This is a genomic window from Xanthomonas sp. NCPPB 1067, from assembly GCF_020783795.1.
Classification (GTDB): domain Bacteria; phylum Pseudomonadota; class Gammaproteobacteria; order Xanthomonadales; family Xanthomonadaceae; genus Xanthomonas; species Xanthomonas melonis.
In genome coordinates, this window is the sequence record NZ_JAJGQG010000003.1 from 1 (window position 1) to 26,423 (window position 26,423).

A 26,423-nucleotide genomic window follows, 5' to 3' on the forward strand; every position below is an offset into this window, starting at 1 on the left:
GTGAATGCACTTTCGCTGGACTGGTCTGAGTGCTGGTTAATTTTAAAAAGAAGTAATCAACGAGGTGCGGCGCGATGAAGATGTGTAGGTGGGCGATGGTTGCTGGACTGATGTCTGCCGCCTTGTTGAGCGGTTTCAGCAACAAAGACACAATGCGCTGGAAGGAGCAGGTGTGGCTCAGCGATGGGCGTCGCATTGATGTGGATCGATATTCAGTAGCTCTGAAGAGTGGCTTTCCCAACTCGACCGATGGGCCGCCTATTTACCAGGAAATAACCTACGCGCCATTGGGTGTGCACTGGTCAACCAAGGGTGCCGGTATGGAAGGAGCAACTAGCCTGCGATCTTTCGATGTTATCCAAGGTGACGCTTATCTGGTTGTGTATGCTAGTGAAGATGCTGAAAAGTTTTGTGTCGGCAAGCATCCGGGTTCCTATCTGATCAATGTCTATCGCTGGCGGAAGGGTGTGATGCAGAAGATTGATCAGCGTGAAGCGCCTATCGAGCGCATGAGTATCAATCTGTCGGGAACCGGGAATTGGGGCTTTCGTCATGCCGATAGACCTGTGACCTATCTGTCCTGGGATGATATCTCCTATGTAACGGGACAAAGAAGTGCCGGGCCGCCGATGCGAATTTCTGAGTTCTACAGTGATCGTAAACACGCAATTTGCCAGTGAATTAAAATTCAAAAAAGGAGTGGAGATTCATGGAATTCAATCAACTGCAGCTCGATTATGCATTGTTGGCAGCGAATGTGTATGGAGCTAAATCAAGTGTCAGGACCGATCTGAATACGCTTCGGCTTCTTGGTGCTTGGAGCCAGATCGCCGAATCGTTTAAGGGGTAGGATTGATGTCCAGGATTTGTTGCAACCATGAAGTGCGCTTGCGCAATGCGGTAGGTATTTCGCAAGTACATTTTGGGTTACCCGCGTGCAGTGTATGAGCTGTTTCACAAGAAGGATTTAACGAGGGCGATGCGATGACGATGCGCGGATGGGTAGTAGTTGGGGGGCTGGTAATGGCTGCGGTGTTGAGTGGTTGCAGCAATAAGGACACCATGCGCTGGAAGGAGCAGGTGTGGCTTAGCGATGGGCGTCGTATCGATGTGGATCGGTATTCGGTAGCACTGAAGAGCGGTTTTCCTAATAGCAATGATGGCCCCCCTATCTATCAAGAAATAAGCTATGCCCCATTGAAAGTTTTTTGGTCAACAAAAAATTCAGGGATGAGAGGCGCGAGTAGTATGGGGTCTTTTGATATTATTCAAGGTGACGCATATCTGGTCGTTCATGCCAACGAAACAGCCGAAGTGTTTTGTGTCGGCAAGCCTGCGGGTTCCTATCTGATCAATGTCTATCGCTGGCGAAAGGGCGTGATGCAGAAGATTGACCAACACGACGCACCTATCGAACGGATGGGCATCAATTTGTCGGGAACGGGTAACTGGGGCTTTCGTCATGCAGACAGGCCCGTGACTTATCTATCCTGGGATGATATTGCTTACGTAACAGGACAGCCCAGTTCAGGCCCTCCAAAACTGATTTCCGAATTTTATAAAAAGCGCGATTACGCGGTTTGTAAATAACTACCTAAACATTAAAAGGATGGTATGCCATGGATTTTAGCAAGGCACAGCTTGATTATGCATTGTTGGCGGCGAATGTGTATGGAGCTAAATCAAGTGTCAGGACCGAGCTGAATACGCTTCAGCTTCCGGATGGTTGGACGCAGATCGCCGAATCCGTATCCGTGACAGGCTTCATGGCCCGGGCCTACAGGAACGTAGCTACCGGTGAGGTGGTCGTTTCGTATGCAGGGACGACCAACGAAGAAGGAGCCACGGTGAACGATTGGCTGTCGGGCAATATTCCGGCGGGCCTGGGGACAATCTCTCAGTCATTAGAGGCGACCGTCTTCTATCTGGAGGTCCTTAAGCTGCAAAATGTGGATCCGGCCAAGACCAGTTTTACCGGCCATTCTCTCGGTGGTGGCCTTGCTTCGTTGATGGCAGTCTATTTCGATAAGAAGGCGATTGTCTTCGACCAAGCGCCGTTTGAGTTGTCGGCGGCTTCATTTACGTACGAGGCATACGAGACTATATTGGAAGTTGCTGGGTATGATATCCCGCAGTCGTTCCGAGATTACGATCAGCTTGAGTACAACGCGCGGAAAGCCAATGTGCAGCAGATCGTGGTTGCGGGAGAGGTGCTTAGCTACGTAACTGACAATGCATTCAAGATAAATAATGGAAGTCCGATTGTATTAGATCCCCAGGCAGAAGATCTCTTTGGGTGGGGAGGTAGCATTGGCGCTGATTTCTCAAGAGCCGTCAATCTCCACTCAATGACACTGCTCGCCGGGTTCATGAGTTCCGAAAATTTTCTTCAGGCTTCCACGAGTTACAAAGAGCTGCTACCAAGAATTTTTGAGGGTGCGTATAAAAACATATCTCCCGAAAACGATAGAGACAGCACGTTGTTGGAATTGTTGGTGCAGCGCCAACTTTCAGGGGAATCTTCGCTAGATACGCTTGCGGCTGACCTGGCGAAAATCGCCGCCACGAATTTGCGTGGAGCGGAAAATTCATTTGTGATCCATGAAAATGGCGTTGAAAAACATATTAATTTGGCGGGTGCCTTGGTAGACGTCTTGCTCGCCGGAATCTATCAACAGGCGAATGGTAGAACGCCCGATAAAAAATTCACCGGTTGGCTCACCGAAGTTCTGACGCGCGGTAACGGCTACATCGTTTTCGATGCGGAAGCACTCGGCGACCAACGGAAGCGAGGCATCGAATCACTCAGCCAATACGTCTCTGCAAGAACACAAAATCTTGCCCTCGATATGAATCTTCTGGAGCGTGCACGCTGGGGCGTTCAGGATGGTGCCGCCATGCGCTACGTCGGTTCCGATTTCGACGTTCGCTCGGACGTTGTGGTGGCTCTGCACGGCAACAACACCATCGCAGTTGGCGGCGGCGACGATCTGGTCCTGGGTGGCAACGGCGACGACGATATCAGTGGTGGATCGGGCGATGATCTCCTGTACGGTGGCGCTGGATTCGACACATACCGCTTTCTTACCAACGAATCCCTTCTAGTCAGTGCAGACCGCATCTACGACAGCGGCGGCGATGGCGCTGTGTATGTCGACAACGTAGCAGTGACGGCAGGTGTCCGCCTGACGGAGACGACGTGGGCCGATTCCACCGGTAACTTGCGATTGACCATGATTGTGGATCCGGTCCATAGATTAATTATCACCAATCTGCTTAGCGGCGACACGATCCATGTCGAGCGGTGGCAGAACGGCCAATTAGGAATTTCTCTCGGCGGAGAGATAGGTGTTCTGCCACCATCGGGCACGAAGTGGGATGGCGATCTGACGCCAGAAGGTGCCAGCATCAATGGCGTCTTTCAAGGTAATGAAGAGGCAGAGGCGTTCTATACGGGTTTCGGCGATGATGCCATCGACGCCGCTGGCGGTATCGATGTCATCAATGGCGGATCTGGCAGCGACATCATCAATGGTGGCGATGGCAACGATTTCATCGTCGAAGTGGCCAGGACGGCGCGTAATCTGGATCGCTGGATCGGCGATCCGCCCACCGACAGGATGTTGGCCAGTGGTGTGGGTTTCATGGTCGGTCTGCGCAGCGGCAATGCGGAAGATGCGCGCACCTACTATGAAGACGTCTTTCTGGGGTTGGTCGGCACCGTCCGGAACGGTGGGCCGTCGTTCTTCCCCGACCCGGAACTATTCGCCGATGGTGGCGACGTCATCGACGGTGGCGGCGGTTCGGATCTGATCATGAGCGGAGAGGGCAACGATATTGTCGGCGGCGGCATCGGCAACGACGTGATCTCCGGCGGACATGACAGCGATATTCTGACGGGCAACGACGGCGACGACCTGATCTTCGGGGATCGGATCAACGGCGTCCTTGCAGGCGAAGAGGTTGCCAATTTGTCGTCTGCAGCGCGTGCCGACGGCGATGACATCATCGATGGCGGTGCCGGCAACGACGAGTTGCGGGGCGACGGCGGTAACGACCAGATCTGGGGCGGCCAGGACGACGATGTCCTTCTTGGCGATACCGTGGGGATGGACCCGTCTCGCCAGGGTAACGACAGCCTGCATGGCGGTGACGGCCAGGATCAGATCTGGGGTGGCGGCGGCAACGACACGATCTCTGGCGATGCGGGCAACGACACCATCTACGGTGACTTCGTGGTCGGCCAGTTGGGTCTCCAATTCCATGGCGCTGATCGCATCAGCGGCGGTGTTGGCATGGATTGGATCAATGGACAGGGCGGCGATGATGTTATCGACGGTGGCGATGATGCCGACACCTTGCTGGGGGGCGCTGGTGCAGACGTCATCAACGGCGGCACAGGCTACGACCTTATTGTCGGCGACGATTTCGATGCCCCGGAAAGCGAGCAGGGCAACGATACGATCAATGGCGGTCTTGGGGACGACACGGTTCTCGGCATGGGCGGCAACGATCAGTTGGTCGGCGGCGAAGGCAATGACAGCCTCTACGGCGACGATCAGGTCGGCAATTTCGCCGGCAACGACAAGCTCTCTGGCAACACGGGCGATGACTACCTCGACGGTGGCCGGGGCGACGATCAACTCGACGGTGGCACCGGCAACGACACCCTCATCGGTGCAGAAGGAAACGACACTTACCTGATCAGGGCCGGTGATGGTCATGATGAGGTGATTGGTTTGGGTAGCCAATCGGCGGGAAGCGACACCATCGCGCTAAGCGGATTGTCGCGAAATCAGGCGACGTTCCGGCGCAGTGGGAACGCGCTGGTAATGACATTCAGTACAGACCAATCGGTTCGCCTGGAAGGTTTTCTTGCGCGCGACAGCGGCAGGCACCGGATCGTGTTTGGCGATGGCTCGACGATGGATCGAGCTGAAGCTCTGAGCTTACTTGGCGGTGGTACTGCGGGCGATGATGAGTTGCAAGGCAGCGACCAGGACGACGAACTGTACGGCGAGGCGGGTAACGACAGACTGTACGGCCAGGAAGGCAATGATTCGCTCAATGGCGGAACCGGCAACGATCTTGTATTCGGTGGTGGCGGAGATGACCTGCTCGAAGGCGGCGACGGCGACGATCTTCTCGATGGTGGAGCTGGCGACGACCATCTGTCCGGCGGAGCGGGCGCCGACGTTTTTCGTTACGGTACCGGCTACGGTAACGACAGCATCGCCTTCGACCCCGCTGCCGATGTTCGGCAGGTACAGCTAGTTGATATCGCCAGACCAGAAGGTATGCGCTACGCGCTCAAGAATGGCGCTCTGATAATGACCGTTATCGAGACTGGCCAGAGCCTCGCCATTGAGGGGTATGCTGGTGCAAATGGGCCGACCGCACGTATCTTGCTGGCCGACGGCAGCGAGCTTTTGCCAGAAATGTTGTGGCGCGGTGCGGATGAGATTGAAGGAAATTCGTGGGACGATGAGATTTACGGATATGACGGCGATGATCGTCTAGTTGGAATGTTGGGGAACGATAGAATTTATGGTGGAAACGGCCAGGATACGCTGAGAGGGGACTTTCTCCACGTTTATTATTATTGGCAGTTAGATGCGGGGGGTGACGACTATCTGGACGGCGGGGAGGGTGATGACTTTATTTATGGGGATGACGGAAACGATATTCTTATAGGTGGCGCAGGCAATGACTCAATCAGTGGTGGGGATGACACTGATATCCTGAATGGTGGAGCAGGTAGCGATGCACTTTATGGAGGTTGGGGTGGGGATACCTACGAGTTTGGCCGCGGTTACGGTCGCGACTTCATCCATGAAAAAGGTGGTTGGCACCGGGGTCTGCCGCAGTTCGATGACATCGACACGCTTAGGTTCGATGCCAGTGTTCTGAAAGAAGATATCATCTTCTATAACGACGATATTTATGGCGGTTCTTTGCAAGTCGTCATTGAAGGGACCGGTGACTCCATTGCATTGGAAGGATTTTACTATTATCAATCTTCGGGGGTTCTTACTTTTGATTTGATCGAGCAGGTCGTATTTGCTGATGGCACTGTATGGGATGCACAGGAGATATTTTATCAATCAATGCGAGGGTCGTATCGTAACGACAATATTATTGTATTCTATCCGGGCGATGAATTTATCGATTCTGGTTTAGGTAATGATATTGTCCAAGGGCTGGAGAATGATGACGTCATCTTCGGTGGCGCCGGAAATGATAGCTTGTCAGGTGGTGCGGGTGACGATATTCTGGTGGGAGGCGGTGGTTCGGATATTGTGAATGGTGGTGCCGGGAATGACGTTTATCGCTTTGGCATTGGCTCGGGACTGGATTTCGTTAGTAATTGGCGTACAGAGGAGCCCGGCCACGATTTGATTGAGCTTGGTGAAGGAATTACCACGGAAAACATCCGCCTCGCGCGCTCGGGTGATGCTTTGGTGATCGATATCGATGGCTACACCGACCGATTGATGGCGTTGGGTCATTTTCTGACAGCCGAACAATGGGGGAGTGGGGGGGCGATAAATGGTTTGCGCTTCGCCGATGGCAATATCTGGGATCAAGACGAAATTCTGAAAAAACTTGGTGCACCTCTCGAACCTATCGAAGTCAACATCGGCGGTTCGAGCTATACCAATTTCTATGATACTGGCGGCTACGTCATCGGCATTCAGAGTGCTGCGCGTGATCATCATTATGAAATGGCGGGAGCCACCTGGTTCGATCTCGGGCCAGGTGATGTACACATTTCCGGCGGTAATGCCGGAGATACCTACGTGTTCGGCAAGGGCTATGGAATCCAGGCGATACAAGACCACGGCGGAACAGATCGGATAATTTTCAACGATGACCTATCCCCAAGCGATTTCACCCTCTACAAGCTGGGCGATGACTTGCAGATGTATGTGGAGGGTCAATCGCCGCTCACCATCATTGGATTCTTCAGTGAAAGTGGCATGGCAGCGATCGAATCGATGGTCTTCGCCAACGGAACTGTCTGGGATTCCGCATGGGTGCGTGCCAGTGCCGTGAACCCCGACCTGACCTTGAACGGGACTGCCACCGGCGACATCTTGCGTGGAAACATCGGCAATGATCGGCTGTTCGGGTTGGATGGTAACGACCAATTGGAAGGCGAAAGCGGTGATGATCTACTCGACGGTGGTGCCGGTGCAGATGTGATGCGCGGGGGAAGGGGAGGCGATATCTACGTGGTAGATGATGCTGGTGACTCCATTTTCGATGATGGATACAACAGCGGATTTGAAGATTTTTGGCGGACAGACATCAATACGGTGATCAGCAGTATCGACTACACGCTCGGCGTGAACTTGCAGCAGTTGATCCTCGATGGGTCTGCCGATCTCAACGGGACCGGGAATGGAAAATCCAACAGCCTGCAGGGCAATGCAGGAGCCAATATCCTGACCGCGGCGGCCGTGGGCGATTATTCTTACCAAGCCGACTGGATGGATGGTGGAGCGGGGAATGACACCTTGATCGGTGCGTGGGGTGACGACACGCTTATTGGTGGGTCCGGCGCCGATCGCATGGAAGGAGGTAGTGGAAATGATCTCTACTATGTCGACAGTCTTGGTGATGTCATCGTCGAAACCGAGGGCGAGGCCCCTTCATTCCCAATGGCAATGCAGTTCTCGAGCAACGCGACGGCATCCTATGCCGGCGAGTTGGCAGCGCCTGGCATTCCCGCAATGAGTGAACACCCTGATCGCAATGGCGACACGGTGGCCGCCAGTATCGATTTCACTTTGAATGGAGACCTGGAGTCGCTGATCCTGATTGGCGCCGCCGTCAACGGTACTGGGAATGATTCTAGAAATTGGTTGCGCGGGAACGCCCAAGACAATGTGCTGAGCGGCTTGGGAGACTATGACACCATCTATGGCGGTGCCGGCCGCGACGTTCTATATGGGGGCGATGGTGGTGACGATCTGGATGGCAACGATGGGGACGACACGTTGGTTGGCGGTGATGGCGATGACTTTTATGGCTACACCGCTGGGCAAGGCCACGACACCATCGTCAATGTCGATGCTTATGGTGACGATATGCTGCAGGTGGACGGTGCAGGCTTCGATCAATTCAGCTTCACCCGAGTGGGCGATGACATAGTTGCAATACTGAACGACCAGTCCGGTAGTTTGACGTTCAAGGACTGGTACGCGGACGCCGCCAATCGTGTCGACCGTCTGCACGACAAGAACCGGATGGAGCTCAGCGCAGATCAAGTGGACAGCTTGGTCGGTGGGGCGGAATTGAGTCAGTTGATTGGTGCGATGTCCCAGGGCGAAACGGGTAATGAGGTCTATGTGCAGACCTGGGGCGAACGCGGCAATCAGCCACATCTCCTGATTGCTGCTGTCTGACGGTCAGCTTGTTGCTGAATCCATACCCCGCAAACATCAGGACGGGCTTGCGGGGTGTGGGCTGTAATCCATTGGCGCTGATCGGTGGTGGATGTCGCAAATGGCAGTGAGCGTAGAATCCCCCCATGAACACGCCTTCCCCTGATTACCCCACCCTTCAATCCATCGGCTGGCCCTGGCCTGGGCCGCCGGAGGAGGCGGCCTGGCAGGCGCTCTTTGCTGCGCACCCGCAGGCGTTACCGGCGCGGGTGGTGGAGCAGCATCGCACCGGCTATGTGGTGGCCGATGCGCCGGAGGCGGGCCTGAAGGCCGAGTCGCTGCCGGAGTGGCAGCGACCGCGCTTTCCCAGCCATGAGCGGGCGGCGGTGGGCGATTGGGTGCTGATGGAGGGCAGGCGCATCGTGGCGCTGCTGCCGCGGCGCACGTCGATCAAGCGCGGGGCGGCCGGTGAGCATTACCACCAGCAGGTGATCGCGGCCAATATCGATACGGTGTTCATCGTGTGCGGGCTGGATGCGGACTTCAATCCGCGCCGCATCGAGCGCTACCTGTTGCTGGTCGGCGGCGGCGGGGCGCAGCCGGTGGTGGTGCTGACCAAGGCCGACCAGACCGAATACGCCGACGATGCGTTGGCGGTGCTCGAGGAACTGGAGGCGCAGGACATCCCGCTGCGCGCGGTCAATGCCCGGGATCCGGACAGCGTGGCGGCGCTGCGGCCATGGCTGGGCGATGGCCGTACCGCGGTGCTGGTGGGCTCGTCCGGTGCGGGCAAGTCCACCCTGACCAACACCTTGCTGGGCACCGAGAAGATGAAGACCAACGCGGTGCGCGAGAACGATTCGCGCGGTCGGCATACCACCACGCACCGCGCGTTGATCCCGCTGCCGACCGGTGCGTGTCTGATCGATACGCCCGGCATGCGCGAACTCAAGCCCACCGGCGAGGAAGATCTGGCCGAGGGCGGCTTCTCCGATGTGGAGGCGTTGGCGGCGCAGTGCCGCTTCAACGATTGCGCGCATGTCGCCGAGCCGGGTTGTGCGGTGCGGGCGGCGATCGAGGCCGGCGAGCTGGATCCGGAGCGGGTGGCCAACTACATGAAACTGCGCGTGGAAGTGGCCAGCGCGGCGGAGAAGCTTGCCACCCGCGTGGCGCAGAACAATCGCGGCAAGGGGTCGGGCAGGCGCCCGGCCAGCGTCGATCGCCCCGGGCGGCGCTGATGCCATCGCGCAAGGGCCCGCCGGACATCGTCCACCACGCAGCGCTGGATGCGCGCCTGGTCAAGGCCGTGCGCGGTGTGCGCCTGCTGGCCCTGGCAAGCTGGCCGCGCGCATTGCAGGAGCCGTTTCTGCAGAGCGTGGCGCGCGGGCAGCCGGCGCTGCCGCAGGTGGACTACCCGGCGCTGGACTTTGGCGAGACCCGCCGCGAACTCGCCGCGATCGCCAAGGCGGCCGATCCGCACCATCCGCTCGGCGCCTACCTGATCGATTCGACCCATAGTTGGGACCTGGCCGCCGGCCTGCTGGAGTCGCTGGGCACGGCGGCGGTCAGCGATTACTCGGCGCAACTGTTCGGCGTGCCCGACGATCCGATGCCGGGCAACGGCCCGAGCACGCGCGAAGCGGCGCGGCACTTCATCCAGATCGCGCAGGAACTGGATCGCGAACTGCTGGCCCCGGAAGAGCAGGTGCCGGTCTCGGCCACGGCCTTGCGCATGCAGTTGCAGAACGATCTGGACGGCTTCTTCGAAGGGCGCGTGATCACCGTGACGCTGGATCCGGACCTGCTCGCCAAGGCGGCCGCAGGCGCGCACCGCATCCGCCTGCGCAGCGGCGCCACCTTCAGCGATTACGACCGCGCGCAGCTGTTCCATCACGAGGCGCTGGTGCATTCGCTCACCGCGCTCAACGGGCGCGCGCAGCTGTATCTGCCCAGCCTGGGCATTTCCTCGCCGCGCACCACCGCGACACAGGAAGGTCTGGCGACCTTTGCCGAGCAGATCACCGGCAGCATCGATATCGAACGCATGAAGCGCATCAGCATGCGCATCGAAGCGATCGCGATGGCGCGTGCGGGTGCGGATTTCATCGAGGTGTTCCGCTATTTCACCGACGGCGGGCAGAGCGCCGCGGAGAGTTTTTCCTCGGCGCAGCGGGTCTTCCGCGGCGTCCCCACCCATGGCGGCGGAGCGTTCACCAAGGACACCGTGTACCTGCGCGGGCTGGTGGCCGTGCACACCTTCTTCCGCCACGCCCTGCAACGTGACCAACTGCAGCTCTGCCGTTATCTGTTCGCCGGCAAGATGGCACTGGGCGATGTCGCGCGGTTTGCGCCGCTGTTCGACAGCGGCGTGCTGGTGGCGCCGCGCTGGCTGCCGCCGTGGGTGAGCCGCGCCAGCGGGCTGGCCGGCATGCTGGCGTTCTCGTTGTTCGCAAATCGCATCCGCATGGATCAGCTGCAGCCGCCGGCGATCAACGTGTGATACGGCGGCGCGCGTTGATGCTGTCGCGATGATGCATTGCCCACATTGATGAACGGTGCGGTGCGCGCAGCGTGCTCTACACGACGCTGCAACGGGCCGAACCGCACACTGGCTGCCTCGCCCGAGTGGGCCATGATGCGAGGCAATGCGATGAAAGTCCTGATGGTACTCACCTCCCACGACCAGCTTGGCGACACGGGCAAGAAGACCGGTTTCTGGCTGGAGGAATTCGCCGCGCCATACTACGTGTTCAAGGACGCCGGGGCGGACATCACCCTGGCCTCTCCCAAGGGCGGCCAGCCGCCGCTGGATCCGAAGAGCGACGAGCCCGATGCGCAGACCGACGCCACCAAACGCTTCAAGCAGGACCCGGATGCGCAGAAGGCACTGGCAAGCACGCACCGTCTGGCAGACGTCAAGGCGGACGATTTCGATGCGTTGTTCTACCCGGGCGGCCATGGCCCGCTGTGGGATCTGGCCGAAGATACGCATTCGATCGCGCTGATCGAGGCCTTCGCCAAGGCCGACAAACCGCATGGCCTGGTCTGCCATGCGCCGGGCGTGCTGCGCCGGGTCAAGGGTAGCGACGGCAAGCCGCTGGTCAACGGCCGTCGCGTCACCGGTTTCACCAATGGTGAGGAAGAGGGCGTGGGCCTGACCAAGATCGTGCCGTTCCTTGTCGAAGACGTGCTGACCGAGCTCGGTGGCAAGTATCAAAAAGGTGCGGATTGGGGCGAGTACGTGGTCACCGATGGCACCCTGGTCACCGGTCAGAACCCGGCTTCCTCGGAGAAGGCTGCCGAGGCGCTGTTGGCGTTGCTTGCGCGCTAGGAATGGGCGGTGGCAAGGCGGTAACCGGTATGTCCACGCCGGGTGCTGGGTGGGCAGATCGCGTTTCGGTTTTTAGGGGACTGCTTTACGTGTCTGTCCCCATCCGCCCTGTCGGGCACCTTCCCCCGCAGGCGGGGGAAGGGAGTGCGATCTGGGCTTGACCAAGCCGGTGCTTTCGTCCGGTTGTGGCTCGCGGTCAGCAACGCTCCAGCCATCGCACTGCGTAAGCCGGAAGATGCAGGTGTGCCCCTGCGCTCAGCGGTTCGGTCGCTATGTGGTCGCCATTGCGTGAGGTAGTGCATTGCGTGGCTGCACTGAACTTCCATTGCGTCTGTGCGTTGACCGGAAGATACGCTTGCACTGCGCGGTCGCTGAAGTTGTGAACGGCGATAAACCGATCGCCACGCGTCAGTGCGAACAGGCACGGGTCGCTCAGCGCGAGGCTCCCCAAGGGTTGATCTGCTGCCAATGCGGGCGTTGCGGCGCGTTGCCGGATCAATGCCCGCAGGCGGCGGTAGACCTTGCCGCTCACACTGTCTGCATCCTCGCGTTGCGCGGCGATCTGCCAGTCGATCGCCGGCCGATGCAACCAGCGGCCTTCATGTCGGCGTAGCGGGTCGTCGCGATAGTGGCTGTCGTTGGGCAAGCCGAGTTCATCGCCCATGTAGATCAGCGGTATGCCGGGCATCGCCAGGGCGAGCGCGTAGAGCAGCAGCACCCGGTCCACTGCCAGCGTCAGCGCGGCTGCATCGCCGTCTTCGACTGCCGCCTGGATGCCGGTCAGTGCCGCAGTCATGCCGTTGGTGCCATGCACCCCATCGCCGCTGCTCTGGAAGCTTTCGCCACGCGCGTAGCTGCCCGGCACGTCGTTGGCATAGAAGCGCGCCACCTCGCGCAACGAGAAGGGCGGCTGCACGGCATTGCCTGCGGCTTCGTGTTGCAGCACGTTCCAGCCGATGTCGTCGTGGCAGCGCACATAGCTCAGCCACGCGCAGTTGGCCGGCAACGGCGGGCTGTTGGCAATGACGTTGTGCAGAATGTCGCCGCGTTGCAGTGCCAGCGCCGACCAGCCAGCAGCCATCAGGGTGCTGTGATAGGCCAGATGGCATTCGTGGCCCTGGTCGGGGCCGCTGCCGAAGTACGGCGGCAATTCGGCCATCGGCACGATGGCCTCGGCCTTCATCGCCACCGAGGGCGCCACGATGTCGGCGACCGCGCGCAGCGCCACCAGCAGGGTGTGGGCCTCGGGTTGGTTCATGCAGTTGGTGCCGGGGCGCTTCCACAGATAAGCGGTGGAATCCAGGCGAAAGGCTTCCACGCCCAGGTTGGCCAGTTGCAGTAGCGCCAGCGCCATCTCGCCGAACACCGCCGGGTTGCTCCAGTTCAGATCCCATTGATACGGATAGAACGTGGTCCACATCCATTGCCCGGTGGCCTGCACCCAGGTGAAGTTGCCGGGTGCGGTGTGCGGGAAGACCTGCCCCAGCGTGGTTTCGTACTGGTCGGGCTGGGTGCGATCGGCGAAGTGATGGTAGTAATCGAGATAGCGTGCATCGCCGGCGCGTGCGGCCTGTGCCCAGGCGTGGTCGTCGGCAGTGTGGTTGAGCACGAAGTCCGCACACAGGCTGATGCCGGCCTCGCGCAAGCGGGTGGTGAGCGCGACCAGATCCTCGTTGCTGCCAAGACTGGGGTCGACCTGGCCGTAATCGCTGACCGCAAAGCCGCCGTCGTTGTCGCCGGCGCGTGCACGCAGGAAGGGGAGCAGGTGCAGGTAGCGCACTCCCAGTTCCTGCAGGTAGGGCACGCGCTCGGACACACCCCGCAGCGAGCCGGCAAAACGGTCCACATAGGCGCTGTAGCCCAGCATGTGTTGTTCGCCGAACCAGCCGGGCCGACGTGTCGCATCCAGTTGCTGCAGCGCCTGCGGGCGTTGCTGTGCGCTGCGGCTCAGTGCGCCCAGCCAGCGCGTCAGCCACTGCGCATAGCCGCTGCGTTCGCCGTATAACGAGTGCAGCGCCGTCAGCAGGCGCGGCGCATGGTGGTCGAAGCGCGCCAGCAGCGCGCTTGCCTGCGGTGCATCCAGTGGTGCGGCAAATGCCGCGCGCCAGGGGGTGATATCGAGGGGGGAGGTGTTCATGAAAGCGGCCGGGCAGCGCCCGGCACCGATCCTTAGAAGTCGTAACGCAGGCTGATGCTGGTGGTGCGGCCGGCAATCGAGCGCGCGCGAATGATGCCGTTGGCCGGGATGCTGGCTTCTTCGGCCTCGGTCAGGCCGAAGGTGTTGAACAGGTTGTTGACGTTGAGCGCGACGGTCAGCGCATCGGTCACGCGGTAGTCGCCGAACAGGTTCACCTGCGTGTAGCCAGGCATCTTCAACTGGTTGGAGTCCTGCGTATAGGCGTCGGTGGTGCCGATCAGGTTGACGCCGAACTGATAGCCGTCGCCGCGGTAGCTGGGGGTGAGCTGCCACACCACATCGGCCTGGCGACGCGGCACGTTCCCGGTGTTCGTCGGGGTGATCTGGTCGCGGGAGATCTCTGCGTCGGTCCAGGTCAGGCCGCCGTTGAGGTTGAAACCTCCGTAGCGATAGCTGGCTTCCAGCTCCACGCCATGCGCTTCGTAGCTGCGGTTGAAGAAACGCTGGCTGGTGACTTCGAAGTTCTGTTCCTGGGTGCGCGCCGAGAACGCGGTGGCGAACAGGCTCAGCCCGTCGCGGCGCCACTTCAGGCCGGCTTCGGCCTGGCGCACCACGTTGACGCCTTCGTCGGACGACACCGAACCGTCGTCGCGGACCACGCCGAACAACAGCCGGTCTGCGTTGGCGCGCGCGCCGCGGCTGATGCGCGCGAAGGCGCCCAGGTCGTCGGTGATCAGGTAATTGCCGCCCAGCGAGTACGACAGGTAATTCCAGTCGTAGTCCACCGGGCGCGCATTGGCGGTGTCGACCGTGGCCACGCGCTGTTCCACCGGCTGGATCACGCCATCGCCATTGACGTCCAGGTTCTGCGCGATGGCGGTGCCGTTGTAGCTGCCGCGTGCATCGCCCATGTCGTAGCGCAGGCTGCCGTCGATGCTGAACCTGTCGCTGTCGAAGGTCAGCGCCACATAGGGCGCATTGACGTCGTAGCGCACGTCGTAGCTGCGGGTGATGCAGCAATCACCCCAGAACGGGGTGCCGTAGGCGTACAGACCATTCTGCGAACGCATCACGCCGGCGGCATCCACCACGTTGAGCAGGCGCGAGTCGCGGCCCAGGCTCTGCACGTAGGAGTTCCAGGTCCAGTCCATGTCGATGGTCTGGCGCGAGCTGTAATAGCCCATGCGCAGGTTGAGCGTGCGTCCGTCGCCACCGAACTCGCGCGAGACGCTGAGGTCGTTGGTGACGTTGCCCAGGTCGTTGATGGCCACGTTGAACAGGTGCGTGCGGATCGCGTTGCCGGTGTAGGCCTGGCCGGCGTCGGCACCGCCGGCCTGCACCAGCTGCGCACCGGCACCGCCGATGGAAGCGGCCAGCGATGCGGCGTCGGTGACCTCGGCGGGGAACGGACTGACGAAGCGGCCGCTATTGTCGGCGATACGGAACTTCTCGCTCAGGTTCCAGCCACTGCCCAGGTCGAACCAGGCCTCGGCGCCGATGGTGCGCGAGATCGGGTGCATGCCATCGCTCAGGTCGGTGCGGCGCGGCCGGTTGTTGCCGTCCAGGCCCACGTCGGTGCGGAAATTGCGGCTGTACAAGGTGTCGTTGCCGGGATCGAAGCCGGGGAAACCGCCCAGGTCCGGCGCACCATCGCGGCCGCGCACGGAGGTGGGCACCGGCAGGTAGCCGGCGGCGCGGTCGTTGAGGTATTTGCCGTACAGGCGCACGTAGCCGTTGTCGAACAGGCGGGTGAGGTTGGCCTTGAGCTGGCCGCCCTTGTCGGTGGTGTAGCCGGCATCGCGCACGCCGTCGCCCTGGCGGAAGAAGCCGCCGATGTTGAACTGCCACTGCTCGGCAAACGGCGCACCGTAATTGAAATCGATGCGGGTGTTGTCGTAGTCCAGACCACGGCTGACGCCGACGCTGCCGCCTGCGGTGTCGCCGGTCTTGCTGATGAAGTTGATGATGCCGCCGGGCGCGTTGCTGGTGAAGGTGGACGCCGAACCACCGCGGATCGCCTCGATGCGGTCCAGGCTGAAATCCGAGCGCAGGAAGATGTCGGCGTTGCCGAAGGCGATGTCGCCGAACTCCATCACCGGCAGGCCGTCTTCCTGCAGCTGCAGGAACTTGGCGCCGCCGGACGCCACCGGCAAGCCACGCACGGCGATGTTGGCGTTGCCTTCGCCGCCGCTGGACTCGGAGCGGATGCCGGGGATGTTGCGGAAGATTTCAGCCGTGCTGCGCGGCGCGGACTGTTCGATCGCCTCGGCACCGACCGTACTGACCGACACGCTGGACTTCAGTTTGGTCGTGGCAGTGGAGGTGCCGGTAACGAACACTGCGTCCAGATCGACCGCGCTGCTGTCGGAAGCCGGCGGAGTGGTGGCGGCCTGCTGGGCCAGCGCGACAGGCGCGCACAGGCACGAGGCGACCGCGCAGGCCAGGGCGTGCAGGCGCAGGGTGTGCAAGGTGGACATCGCGATTCTCTCTCTCACAGGTGATGGTAAGCCGACGCCTGCATCGATCCCTCCCAGGGAGTGGCCGTCCGGCCTGCAGTGCAAACGCAGTGATACGCCCGTCTACAATCGATTGCAATCCTGCAGCGCAGCATCTGAAGTCAAATTCAGGCGGTACTTGCGCTACTCAGCGACTGTGTTGCAATGCAGCGTTACAATCGATTGCAGGACCGGCAAGGTACAGTGCGATGCGGCCACTGGGAGCCGTACCGATGCCCTGGGCCCTGCATGTCGTCGACTGCCTCTCCGTTCTCCTTCATGCGCATCCTGGCGCTCAACGCCGGCTTCTTCGGCGTGCAGTACAGCTTCGGGCTGCAGCAGAGCAACATGAGCCCGATCTACAACTACCTGGGCGCCGACCATGCGAGCCTGCCGTACCTGTGGCTGGCCGGACCCATTACCGGGTTGGTGCTGCAGCCGTTCGTGGGTGCGTGGAGCGATCGCTCGGTGACGCGGTGGGGGCGGCGCATGCCGTACATGGTGCTGGGGGCGCTGGTGTGCAGCCTGTGCCTGCTCGCCATGCCCTTCAGTACTGCGCTGTGGATGGCGGTGTGCCTGCTGTGGATACTGGATGCGGCCAACAACGTGGCGATGGAGCCCTACCGTGCGCTGGTCAGCGACGTCCTGGCGCCTGCGCAACGTCCGTTGGGCTACCTCACCCAAAGCGCGTTCACCGGGCTGGCGCAGACCCTGGCCTATCTCACCCCGCCGCTGCTGGTGTGGATGGGCATGAACCAGGATGCCGCCAACGCGCATCACATTCCCTACGTCACCATCGCGGCCTTCGTGATCGGTGCTGGGTTTTCCGCTGCCTCCATCCTGTTGACAGCGCGCAGCGTGCGCGAGCCGGTGATCCCGCCGGCCGAGATCGCCCGCCTGCGCCAGTGCGGCGCCGGCCTGGGTGCGGTGGTGCGCGAAATCGGCGGTGCGCTGCGTGCGATGCCGCCGACCATGCGCCAGCTGGCGCCGGTGATGCTGTTCCAGTGGTATGCGATCTTCTGCTACTGGCAATACATCGTGCTGTCGCTGTCGACCACCTTGTTCGGCACCACCGATGCGAACTCGCACGGTTTCCGCGAGGCGGGCCTGGTCAACGGGCAGATCGGCGGTTTCTACAATTTCGTCGCGTTTCTGGCGGCCTTCGCGATGGTGCCGGTGGTCCGCCGCTTCGGCCCCAAGTACACCCATGCCGCCTGTCTGGTGGCAGCCGGCATCGGCATGTGGATGCTGCCGGGTATCGAGAGCCGCTGGCTGTTGCTGTTGCCGATGATCGGCATCGGCCTGGCCTGGGCCAGCATGATGGGCAACCCGTACCTGATGCTGGCCGACAGCATTCCGGCCGAGCGCACCGGCGTGTACATGGGGCTGTTCAATCTGTTCATCGTATTGCCGATGCTGATCCAGATCGTGACCTTGCCGCTGTATTACGAGCGGCTATTGCATGGCGACCCGCGCAATGTGATCCGCCTGGCTGGCGCGCTGATGCTGGCCGCGGCGGTGGCGATGCTGTGCGTACGGGTCCGCAAGCCGGGGACGATCCCGGCAGGGGCGTAGCATGCGGGGCTGACATCGCTGGCTGCCGAAGATGCCACACGCGCGTGCCTGCCGGGTTGCCTGGGGGGCGAGTACGGTGGATCGGCTGGCCGCCGGCCCTCATCCGCCCTTCGGGCACCTTCTCCCGCAGGCGGGAGAAGGAAGCGGATTGCCGGTCTGGCATCTCCCAATCCCCAATCCCCAATCCCCAATCCCCAATCCCGAATCCCGAATCCCGAATCCCGAATCCCCGCCTCAAGCCGACTCGCGCACCATCAGCTTCACCGGCATTTCCACCGACTGCACCGGCTCGCCGGCGATCAAGGCGAGCAGGCGGTCCACCAGCAGGCGTGCGGCCAGGTTGAGATCCTGCCGCACCGTGGTCAGCGGTGGCTGGCTGTAGGCGGCCAGCGGGATGTCGTCGAAACCCACCAGCGAGATGTCCTGCGGCACGCGGTGGCCGGCTTCGACCAGGGCGCGGATGGCGCCCACCGCGATGAGGTCCGAGGCGGCGAACAGGCCGTCGGGGGGATCGGTCTTCTTGAGCATGGCGCGCGTGAGGCGGTAGGCATTTTCGCTGACGAAATGGCTGCGCGCATGCAGCCGCGTGTCGAATTCCAAGCCGTGCCGTTCCAATGCGTGGCGATAGCCGGCAAAGCGCGGGGCCACTTCGGGGAGCTGGTCGTCGCCGAGGAAGGCGATGCGTCGGCGGCCGCTGGCGATCAGGTGCTCGGTGGCGAGGGCGCCGCCCTGGAAGTTGTCGCTGCCCACGCTGATGTAGGCCTGCCCATCGATGCGGCTGCCCCACACGGCCAGCGGCAGGCCCTCGCGCGCGGCCTGGTCCAGTGCCGCATGTTCGGAGCTCTGCCCCAGCACGATCACCCCGTCGGAACGGTTGCCGCGCGCCAGCTGTTCCACCCAGCCATCCTGGTGGCGGTCGAGTTTGGACAGCAGCATGCTGTAGCCGCGCCCGGTGAGCTCTTCGGCCAGCAGCGCCAGCATGGTCATCAGGAACGGGTCCGACAGCGGTTGATCCAGCGCGTGCATCATCGGCACCGCCACGCTCACCGTGTTGGAGCGCTTGGCGCGCAGGCTGCGCGCCACCGGATCGACCTGGTAGCCGGCCTCGGTGGCGATCTGCTTGATGTAGGCGCGGGTGCGCTCGGCCACCACAGGGCTACCAGCCAATGCGCGCGATACGGTGGATTCGGACACACCCGCCATGCGGGCGATGTCGGCCATCTGCGGGCGAGCATTCGGCGTGGTGCGTTCTGAAGGTTTGGCCATGGCAGCGCACTGCGGAAAAGCCAGAGTGTAATCAGTTCGCATTGCAGGCGGGTCGTTCGCGCAGTGGCGGCCGCTTGTGCGGGCGGGCGAGGCGCCAACGCGCACGGATGTCGCTGCCGCGCACACGGGGACCCGGCGCCGGACATGGTCGGCAGGCGGGCAGCGAGCCATGCGGGAGGGCGCGTCTGGCAGCACTGCAGGCGGGCGTGCGCCTGCTCAGCCCATATACAGGCCGCCGTTGACCGCGTAGTCGGCGCCGGTCACATAGGCCGCATCGTCGGAGGCCAGCCAGGCGCACAGGCCGGCCACCTCGGCGGGCTTGCCCAGGCGGCGCACCGGCACCGAGGTGGCCAAGCGGTCGAGGACGTCCGGCGGGAAGCTGCTGATCGACGCACTGGCGATGTAGCCGGGCGAGATGGTGTTGACGGTGACCCCGCGCGAGGCGACTTCCTGCGCCAGTGCCCGGCTGAAGCCGTGCATGGCCGCCTTGGCGGTGGCGAAGTTGATCTGCCCGATCTGCCCCTTGTGCGCGCTGACCGAGCCGATGTTGACGATGCGTCCCCAGCCGCGCGCCGTCATGCCATCGACCACCTGCTTGGTGATGTTGAACAGCGAATGCAGGTTGCTGGCGATCACCGCATTCCAGTCGTCGCGGCTCATCTGCCGGAACAGGGTATCGCGGCTACCGCCGGCGTTGTTGACCAGCACATCGATCTCGCCGACCTCGGCCTTGACCTTGGCGAACGCGGCCACGGTGGAGTCCCAATCGGCGGCATTGCCTTCGGAGGCAACGAAGTCGAAGCCCTGTTCCCGCTGCTCGCGCAGCCAGGCCGACTTGCGCGGCGAGTTGGGGCCGCAGCCGGCCACCACGGTATGCCCGCTGCGCGCCAGCCTCTGGCAGATCGCGGTGCCGACACTGCCCATGCCGCTGGTGACGTATGCGATGCGAAGCGTCATTGGTGTCACTCCTTCGGAATTGGGATTCGGGATTGGGGATGATGGGATTGGCAACGGCGGGCATCGGTATTCGCTCTTGCGAATCCCCAATCCCGAATGCCGAATGCCGAATCCCGGCGGCGGTCAGCGCGCCAACGGAAACAGGCCAAACACCAATCCGCCGCCCAGCATCAGCATCGAAATCAGCACCGCCCACTTCAGCGTGAAGCGCTGGTGGTCGGCGAAATCGACCTTGGCCATGCCGACCAGCAGGTAGGTCGAGGGCACCAGGGGACTGAGCAGATGCACCGGCTGGCCGGCGAGCGAAGCGCGCGCCATTTCCACCGGAGTGATGCCGTAGTGGCCGGCGGCTTCGGACAGGATCGGCAGCACGCCGAAATAGAACGCGTCGTTGGACATGAAGAACGTAAACGGCATGCTGACGATGGCGGTGATCACCGCTAGGTACGGGCCCCAGCTGTCGGGAATGATGGCGAGAAAACTGCGCGACATCGCTTCGACCATGCCGGTGTTGGACAGGATGCCGGTGAAGATGCCGGCAGCGAAAATCAGCGACACCACCGACAACACATTGCCTGCATGGTTGACCAGGCGGCGGCGCTGCTCGGCCAGGTTGGGGTAGTTGATCATCAGCGCCAGCGCGAAGCCGATCATGAACAACACCGGCATCGGCAGCACGCCCACCACCAGCGCCGCCATCAGTGCCAGCGTCAGCAGCAGGTTCACCCACAGCAGCTTGGGGCGCTTGACGTCGTCGGTCTCCTCCACGCGCGGCAGTGCATCGTTGTCGTCGGGCAGGCTGGTTTCCAGCCAGTTGCCATCGGTTGGCAGGTGCACCACGCCCAGGCGGCGGCGCTCGCGCATGCCCAGATACCACGCCAGCGCGAGGATGCCGGCGATGGCCACCAGCATGGCCGGCACCAGCGGCACGAACACGTCGGCCGGATCCACATGCAGGGCGGTGGCCGCACGCGCGGTGGGGCCGCCCCACGGGGTCAGGTTCATCACGCCACTGGCGAGGATGGTCACGCAGGTCATGTTGAGCGCGTTCATGCCAAGGCGCTGGTACAGCGGCAGCATCGCCGAGACGGTGATCATGTAGGTGGTGGAACCATCGCCATCGAGAGAGATCAGCATCGCCAGGATCGCCGTGCCCATCACGATCTTGAGCGGATCGCCCTTGACCAGCCGCAGGATGCGTCCGACCAGCGGATCGAACAGGCCGGCATCGATCATCACCCCGAAGTAAAGGATGGCGAACATCAGCATCACGCCGGTGGGCGCGATCTTCTTGATGCCGTCGAGCATCATCTCGTTGATGCCGGTGCCGAAGCCGCCCAGCAATGCGAAGACGATCGGTACCGTGATCAGCGCCACCAGCGGCGACAGCCGCTTGCTCATGATCAGGTACATGAAGGTGATCACCATTCCGAAACCGAGCGCGGTCAGCATGCGGGCGAATCCTTTGAGGCGTACAGCAGCGAGAGTGTGGGACGCGTCGTGCGGGGTGCGCGACGAAGATGGGCGTGCGCTGCACAGCGACCGGTTTGCGTACGTGCGTCTGCGCAGCGATCGCGCATCGCGTCATGCGACTGCGACGCAGACAGGTCGATGACTGCACTGCGCGGCATGGGCGTGATCCGCTGTTTCGATGTGTTGGGCAGGCAGCGCATCAGAAGTCGTACTGGAAGCGGCCGGTGACCGCGAGCGTGTGGTCGACCACCGCGCCCATGGCACGGTCGCGATTGCGGCTGTCGATGACGTTGAGCATCACGCGCAGGTTCGGCTTGAAGTACCAGTTGCCACCCAGCGTCCACGATTGCGTGCTGGCATCGATGAAGGCGGGCTGGCCGTCCAGGTGTTGATCGCCGCGCATGTAGTCGTAGCGCAAGGCCAGTTCGAGGGCACCGCTGCGGCGGTTGGGCGTGGCGATGCGGCTGAAACGCCCGGTCTTGCGATCGTAGCCGCGCGATTCGCCGGTGACGAACCAGCTGACCAGCCCATAGCTGGCCAGCACCGTGGCGTGCTGGCTGCCATCGTCGAGCAGGCCGCCACTGAATTCGGTCTGCCACGACCATGGGCCGACGACTTCGGCGTATTCCAGCGACCATTTGTCGAACGCGGTATCGCGGCCATCGGCAAACCGTGCCAGGGTGATGCGGCTGTTGTTGGCCAGGTCGTTCTCCGGACGCGGGCGTATCAGCAGCGGCGCGGTGCCGGCGCTGCCGGGGCGCGCGTAGCGTTCGTGCGCCAGCGAGACACCCAGATGGCGCAGGCGCGCCTGGCCCATCTCCGGTGCAAAGGTCAGGCGCGTGCCGAGCGCACTGCCCTTGGTGGACGAATTGTCGATGCTTTCCAGGCTGTAGAGCGCGGTGGACCAGGTCGCATCCGGGCGATTGGTCTGCCAGGAAATCGCCTTCCGATAGATCGGCGCCAGCGTGGTGGAGGCGTAGCCGCGTTCCAGGAATGGGCCGTAGTTGGAGCCGGTGCGGTCGTCCAGCGAGAAGTACTGCTTGAACTGCCCGATGGTCAGCGTGCCGGCAGAGAACTTCTTGGCCAGATACACATCGCGCGCCAGGATGCCGCGGCTGCCCGGTTCGTATTGCAGGCCGGCGAATTCGGCTTCGGCCTTGTAGTTGACGCCGTAGAACTTGCCGGCCACGTCCAGCCACGCCCGCCGGAACTGGGTATCGTTGCGCTCGGGCGTACCGCGCTCGTCGTTGTCGAACACGGTGAAATCCCAGTGGATGCGCCCACCCACCTCGGCGGTGATCGGGCCATCGGCATCGGCTGCATGCGCTGCCGGTGCCAGGCCTACCGCCATGCAGGCGGCGCAGGCGCGCAGACGCAAGGTGTGGTTGCTCACAGACCCTCCCAGGTACATGTGTGAAACACGTTCGGCGATGCGCCGCACAAGCCGCTGCGGCGCGTTGGCAGCAGCCTAGTCGGGCGAAGCTGTCATGGACCTGTCGTTGGGTGGCCGGGATTGGGGAGTCGGGATTGGGGATTCGCAAGAGCAGAATCGCAATTGCGGCGAGCTTTTGTGTGCAGGGCCTGTTACCTTCCGGCCGGCCAAGCGCTGTTACGACTCCCCAATCCCGACTCCCCACTCCCCGCCCCATGCGCCTTCTCCTAGTCGAAGACAACGCCGACCTCGCCGATGCCATCGTGCGGCGGATGCGCCGCAGCGGGCACGCGGTGGACTGGCAGGCCGACGGGTTGGCGGCGGCAAGCGTGTTGCGCTACCAGAGTTTCGATCTGGTGGTGCTGGATATCGGCCTGCCCAAGCTCGATGGGCTGCGCGTGCTGGCCGGGATGCGCGAGCGCGGCGACACCACGCCGGTGCTGATGCTCACCGCGCGCGACGGAATCGAAGACCGCGTGCAGGCGCTGGATGTCGGCGCCGACGATTACCTGGGCAAGCCGTTCGATTTTCGCGAGTTCGAAGCGCGCTGCCGCGTACTGCTGCGGCGCAACCGTGGCCAGGCCAGCGAGGTGGTGCAGATCGGCGGATTCGTGTTCGACAATGCAGCGCATACCCTGATGCTCGATGGCATGCCGATCGAGCTGCCAAATCGCGAGTATCGCCTGCTGGAAATCCTGATCGGCCGGCTGGGGCAGGTGGTCGGCAAGGACGATATCGGCAACGGCCTGTTCGGCTTCGACGACGATGCAGGGCCCAATGCGATCGAGCTGTATGTCGGCCGCCTGCGGCGCAAGCTCGCCGCGGCGCCGGTGCGCATCGTCACCGTGCGCGGCGCCGGCTACAAACTGGAAGCCGCCGACCCGCATGCGCCGGTGGAGCCGGGCGCCGATGGCTGAGCCGCTGACGGTGGCACCGTCGATCCGGCGCACCTTGCTGCTGTATCTGGGCAGTCTGTCGTTGCTGGGCGCGGTGGTGCTGTTCTTCGCCGCGCGCGACTACGGCGAGCGCGCGGCCAATCGCTCCTACGATCATCTGCTGGTGTCCTCGGCCTTGTCCATCATCGACAGCGTGGCCTTGGTCGGCGGCGACTGGCAGGTGGATCTGCCGTATGCCTCGCTGGATCTGCTCGGCATGGCGCCGGAAGACCGCGTGTTCTATCGCGTGTTCGATGCGCAGGGCCGCACCATCACCGGCGAAGAGGGCCTGCCGTTGCCCGCGCAGATGCCAGGCGACGCGCGGCCGGTGCTGTTCGATGCGCAGTACAGCGGTGAGCCGGTGCGCTTCGTGGTGGTGATGCATCGGGTGGCTTCGGCCTCCGAACAGGGCGAGGTGCGCGTGCAGGTCGGTCAGACCCGGCGTGCGCGCGATGCGGTGGCGCGCGATGTGGTGCTCAATGCGCTGATCGCGATCGGGGTGCTGTCGCTGCTGGCGCTGGGCCTGGTATGGCTGGGGGTGTACCGCGCGTTGCGGCCGCTGCAGCGTATCGAAGGCGATCTGTCGCGGCGCGAACCATCCGACCTCAAACCCCTGAACGTGCCGGCGCCGCAGGAACTGCAGCTCATGGTGGCGGCGCTCAACCGCTTCATGGCGCGGCTTGCATCCAGCAACGAGACATTGCGTGCATTCATGGCCGATGCGGCGCACCAGATGCGTACGCCACTGGCCGCACTGCGCGCGCAGGCGCAGCTGGCCATGGACGACGACGACCCGCGCGAGATGCAACGCAGCCTGGCCGCGATCGAGCGCAACGCCAGCCATATGAGCCGCCTGCTCAACCAGTTGCTCAGCGATGCCAGCGTGATCCATCGTGCCCATCTGCAACGCTTCGCCACCGTGGATCTGGCCGAGGTACTGCACCAGGCGTTGCACGAGGCCTTGCCGCACGGCGAGGGCGCACCGCGCGTGCAATTGGCCATCGATCCGCAACCGGCGTTGCTGCGCGGCGATGCGCTGCTGCTGCGCGAGGCGCTCAAGAACCTGATCGACAATGCCTGCAAGTACGGAGGCGGTGCGCCGCTGCAGGTGGCCCTGACTGGCGATGGCAATCAGCACGTGCTCACCATTGCCGACCATGGGCCGGGCATTCCGGCCGCCGACGCCGAGCGGGTGTTCGAACGTTTCGCACGCGGGCCGGATGCGCCGGCCGGTGGGGCCGGGCTGGGCCTGGCCATCGTCAAGCGCGTGGTCCAGGCGCATGGCGGGCGCATCGATCTGTCCAATCGCATCGGTGGCGGCCTGATCGCCTCGTTGCACTTTCCGGGAGGCACCAGGTGATGCGCATGCTCTGCGCGATGGCACTGTGGCTGGCCTGCGGCCTGGCGTGGTCGGCGCCTGGCGACGTGCGGCGGTTTCCTGCCCAGGGCGGGGTGCAGGCGCAGCTGCGCGTGCAGGGATCCACCGATCTGGAGGTGTTCTCGGCGGTGATCCGGGACTACCAGCGCCTGCATCCCGGCACCGAAGTGGTCTACGAAGACACCATCGCCTGGGATATCTATGCGCGTTACCTGCATCCGGCCGCCGATGCGCCGCAGGCGGACATGCTGATCAGCGCCAGCATGGACCTGCAGACCAAGCTGGTGAACGACGGCCACGCCCTGGCGCATCGCTCCCCACAGACCGAGGCGCTGCCGGCCTGGGCGCAGTGGCGACACGAGGTGTTCGGCATCAGCTACGAGCCCGTGGCCATCGTCTACAACACGCGCAGGCTGGCGGCCGCGCGCGTACCGCGTACCCGGCGCCAGTTGCTGGCGCTGCTGCGCGAACCGGATGCACCGCTGCGCGGCAAGGTGGGCACCTACGATGTGGAACGCAGCGGGGTGGGCTATCTGTTCGCGACGCAGGATGGCCAGGTCGGCAGCATCGCCGGCGCGCTGCTGGCCGCGTTGGGGGCAAACCAGGTACATCTGGAAGAGCGCACTGGCGCCTTGCTGGACCGCGTCAGCCGCGGCGAGCTGCTGCTGGCCTACAACGTGCTCGGCTCCTACGCGCAGGCACGCGCCGATGCGGGCGCGCCGCTGGGCATCGTGCAGCCGCAGGACTACACGCTGGTGGCACTGCGCACGGCGGTGATCCCCAAGAGCGCGCCGCATGCGGCCGAAGCACGCAGGTTTCTCGACTATCTGCTGTCGCCACGCGGCCAACAGGTGCTCTCGCGCGAGGCGCGGCTGATGCCGATCCTGCCGGCCGCCGGCGGCCGCGGCGGCTCGGCGCAGCCACCGTTCCGGCCGATTCCGCTCGGTCCCGGCCTGCTGGTCTACCTGGACAAGCTCAAGCGCCGCCAGTTCCTGGAGGCCTGGCGGGCCAGCACGCAGCCGCCGCACTAGCGCGGCTGCGCACGGTGCGCTGC

17 protein-coding genes and 1 pseudogene are annotated in these 26,423 nt (G+C 62.8%); 11 read left to right on the plus strand and 7 right to left on the minus strand.

Annotated features, from left to right (window positions below):
• Positions 1-152 precede the first annotated feature (152 nt).
• The 7 genes from LL962_RS03320 to LL962_RS03360 all read left to right on the plus strand — a co-directional run bounded on the left by LL962_RS03320 (position 153) and on the right by LL962_RS03360 (position 11,721).
• Positions 153-680, plus strand: a complete 528-nt coding sequence (locus LL962_RS03320; protein WP_228315902.1) for a hypothetical protein — start codon at positions 153-155, stop codon at positions 678-680.
• A gap of 29 nt (positions 681-709) precedes the next feature.
• A complete protein-coding gene (locus LL962_RS03325) occupies positions 710-850 on the plus strand; it encodes a hypothetical protein (protein ID WP_167395201.1) in 141 nt (46 codons plus the stop codon).
• 134 nt (positions 851-984) lie between these two features.
• The gene (locus LL962_RS03330) at positions 985-1,590 is read left to right on the plus strand and encodes a hypothetical protein (RefSeq protein ID WP_228315903.1); all 606 of its coding nucleotides are present in this window, start codon (positions 985-987) and stop codon (positions 1,588-1,590) included.
• Between the two features lie 29 nt (positions 1,591-1,619).
• Complete coding sequence (locus LL962_RS03335) at positions 1,620-8,411, plus strand: calcium-binding protein (protein WP_304956879.1); 6,792 nt, start codon at positions 1,620-1,622, stop codon at positions 8,409-8,411.
• A gap of 125 nt (positions 8,412-8,536) precedes the next feature.
• Positions 8,537-9,628 carry a ribosome small subunit-dependent GTPase A gene (rsgA, locus tag LL962_RS03350; RefSeq protein WP_228315904.1) on the plus strand — a complete coding sequence of 364 codons (1,092 nt, stop codon included), beginning with the start codon at positions 8,537-8,539 and terminating at the stop codon, positions 9,626-9,628.
• A complete protein-coding gene (locus LL962_RS03355; RefSeq protein ID WP_228315905.1) occupies positions 9,628-10,890 on the plus strand; it encodes a flavohemoglobin expression-modulating QEGLA motif protein in 1,263 nt (420 codons plus the stop codon). Before rsgA ends, LL962_RS03355 begins: the two co-directional genes overlap by 1 nt.
• A gap of 150 nt (positions 10,891-11,040) precedes the next feature.
• Positions 11,041-11,721 carry a type 1 glutamine amidotransferase domain-containing protein gene (locus tag LL962_RS03360; protein WP_228316026.1) on the plus strand — a complete coding sequence of 227 codons (681 nt, stop codon included), beginning with the start codon at positions 11,041-11,043 and terminating at the stop codon, positions 11,719-11,721.
• Positions 11,722-11,917: 196 nt separating this feature from the next.
• Here the strand turns inward: LL962_RS03360 and LL962_RS21030 are convergent, their stop codons facing one another.
• The 3 genes and pseudogenes from LL962_RS21030 to LL962_RS03370 all read right to left on the minus strand — a co-directional run bounded on the left by LL962_RS21030 (position 11,918) and on the right by LL962_RS03370 (position 16,335).
• Positions 11,918-12,082 (minus strand): hypothetical protein, encoded by a 165-nt coding sequence (locus LL962_RS21030; RefSeq protein WP_425509948.1) that lies wholly within the window; start codon positions 12,080-12,082, stop codon positions 11,918-11,920.
• Between the two features lie 2 nt (positions 12,083-12,084).
• A pseudogene (locus LL962_RS03365) lies at positions 12,085-13,858 on the minus strand (alpha-amylase family protein); the annotation flags it as partial.
• Positions 13,859-13,890: 32 nt separating this feature from the next.
• Entirely contained in the window at positions 13,891-16,335 is a 2,445-nt protein-coding gene (locus tag LL962_RS03370; protein ID WP_228315907.1) for a TonB-dependent receptor, read from the minus strand.
• Positions 16,336-16,602: 267 nt separating this feature from the next.
• On the opposite strand from LL962_RS03370, the gene LL962_RS03375 reads away from it, so the two are divergent.
• Positions 16,603-17,928: an MFS transporter gene (locus tag LL962_RS03375; protein ID WP_228315908.1), complete on the plus strand. Its 1,326-nt coding sequence runs from the start codon at positions 16,603-16,605 to the stop codon at positions 17,926-17,928.
• Positions 17,929-18,162: 234 nt separating this feature from the next.
• On the opposite strand, the gene LL962_RS03380 is transcribed toward LL962_RS03375, so the two are convergent.
• The 4 genes from LL962_RS03380 to LL962_RS03395 form a co-directional block, all read right to left on the minus strand.
• Positions 18,163-19,194 carry a LacI family DNA-binding transcriptional regulator gene (locus LL962_RS03380; protein ID WP_228315909.1) on the minus strand — a complete coding sequence of 344 codons (1,032 nt, stop codon included), beginning with the start codon at positions 19,192-19,194 and terminating at the stop codon, positions 18,163-18,165.
• A 216-nt stretch (positions 19,195-19,410) separates the two neighbouring features.
• A complete protein-coding gene (phbB, locus tag LL962_RS03385) occupies positions 19,411-20,151 on the minus strand; it encodes an acetoacetyl-CoA reductase (RefSeq protein WP_104586817.1) in 741 nt (246 codons plus the stop codon).
• 123 nt (positions 20,152-20,274) lie between these two features.
• Positions 20,275-21,603, minus strand: coding sequence for a CitMHS family transporter (locus tag LL962_RS03390; protein WP_228315910.1), 1,329 nt, complete (start codon positions 21,601-21,603; stop codon positions 20,275-20,277).
• Positions 21,604-21,823: 220 nt separating this feature from the next.
• Positions 21,824-23,017, minus strand: coding sequence for an OprO/OprP family phosphate-selective porin (locus LL962_RS03395; protein WP_228315911.1), 1,194 nt, complete (start codon positions 23,015-23,017; stop codon positions 21,824-21,826).
• Positions 23,018-23,271: 254 nt separating this feature from the next.
• Here LL962_RS03395 and LL962_RS03400 point away from each other — a divergent pair, with 254 nt between their 5' ends.
• The 3 genes from LL962_RS03400 to LL962_RS03410 are packed head-to-tail and all read left to right on the plus strand — an operon-like array spanning position 23,272 to position 26,400.
• Entirely contained in the window at positions 23,272-23,973 is a 702-nt protein-coding gene (locus tag LL962_RS03400; protein WP_104586814.1) for a response regulator transcription factor, read from the plus strand.
• Entirely contained in the window at positions 23,966-25,351 is a 1,386-nt protein-coding gene (locus tag LL962_RS03405) for a sensor histidine kinase (RefSeq protein ID WP_104586813.1), read from the plus strand. Before LL962_RS03400 ends, LL962_RS03405 begins: the two co-directional genes overlap by 8 nt.
• Positions 25,351-26,400, plus strand: a complete 1,050-nt coding sequence (locus LL962_RS03410; protein ID WP_228315912.1) for an ABC transporter substrate-binding protein — start codon at positions 25,351-25,353, stop codon at positions 26,398-26,400. The genes LL962_RS03405 and LL962_RS03410 overlap by 1 nt, the downstream gene beginning before the upstream one ends.
• The last annotated feature ends 23 nt before the right edge of the window (positions 26,401-26,423 follow it).

Bases quoted from the DNA above. Each gene is read 5' to 3' on its own strand.
- LL962_RS03320 (WP_228315902.1), top strand. From the start codon at position 153: ATGCGCTGGAAGGAGCAGGTGTGGCTCAGCGATGGGCGTCGCATTGAT.
- LL962_RS03325 (WP_167395201.1), top strand. From the start codon at position 710: ATGGAATTCAATCAACTGCAGCTCGATTATGCATTGTTGGCAGCGAAT.
- LL962_RS03330 (WP_228315903.1), top strand. From the start codon at position 985: ATGACGATGCGCGGATGGGTAGTAGTTGGGGGGCTGGTAATGGCTGCG.
- LL962_RS03335 (WP_304956879.1), top strand. From the start codon at position 1,620: ATGGATTTTAGCAAGGCACAGCTTGATTATGCATTGTTGGCGGCGAAT.
- rsgA (WP_228315904.1), top strand. From the start codon at position 8,537: ATGAACACGCCTTCCCCTGATTACCCCACCCTTCAATCCATCGGCTGG.
- LL962_RS03355 (WP_228315905.1), top strand. From the start codon at position 9,628: ATGCCATCGCGCAAGGGCCCGCCGGACATCGTCCACCACGCAGCGCTG.
- LL962_RS03360 (WP_228316026.1), top strand. From the start codon at position 11,041: ATGAAAGTCCTGATGGTACTCACCTCCCACGACCAGCTTGGCGACACG.
- LL962_RS03370 (WP_228315907.1), bottom strand. From the start codon at position 16,335: ATGTCCACCTTGCACACCCTGCGCCTGCACGCCCTGGCCTGCGCGGTC.
- LL962_RS03375 (WP_228315908.1), top strand. From the start codon at position 16,603: ATGTCGTCGACTGCCTCTCCGTTCTCCTTCATGCGCATCCTGGCGCTC.
- LL962_RS03380 (WP_228315909.1), bottom strand. From the start codon at position 19,194: ATGGCCAAACCTTCAGAACGCACCACGCCGAATGCTCGCCCGCAGATG.
- phbB (WP_104586817.1), bottom strand. From the start codon at position 20,151: ATGACGCTTCGCATCGCATACGTCACCAGCGGCATGGGCAGTGTCGGC.
- LL962_RS03390 (WP_228315910.1), bottom strand. From the start codon at position 21,603: ATGCTGACCGCGCTCGGTTTCGGAATGGTGATCACCTTCATGTACCTG.
- LL962_RS03400 (WP_104586814.1), top strand. From the start codon at position 23,272: ATGCGCCTTCTCCTAGTCGAAGACAACGCCGACCTCGCCGATGCCATC.
- LL962_RS03405 (WP_104586813.1), top strand. From the start codon at position 23,966: ATGGCTGAGCCGCTGACGGTGGCACCGTCGATCCGGCGCACCTTGCTG.
- LL962_RS03410 (WP_228315912.1), top strand. From the start codon at position 25,351: ATGCGCATGCTCTGCGCGATGGCACTGTGGCTGGCCTGCGGCCTGGCG.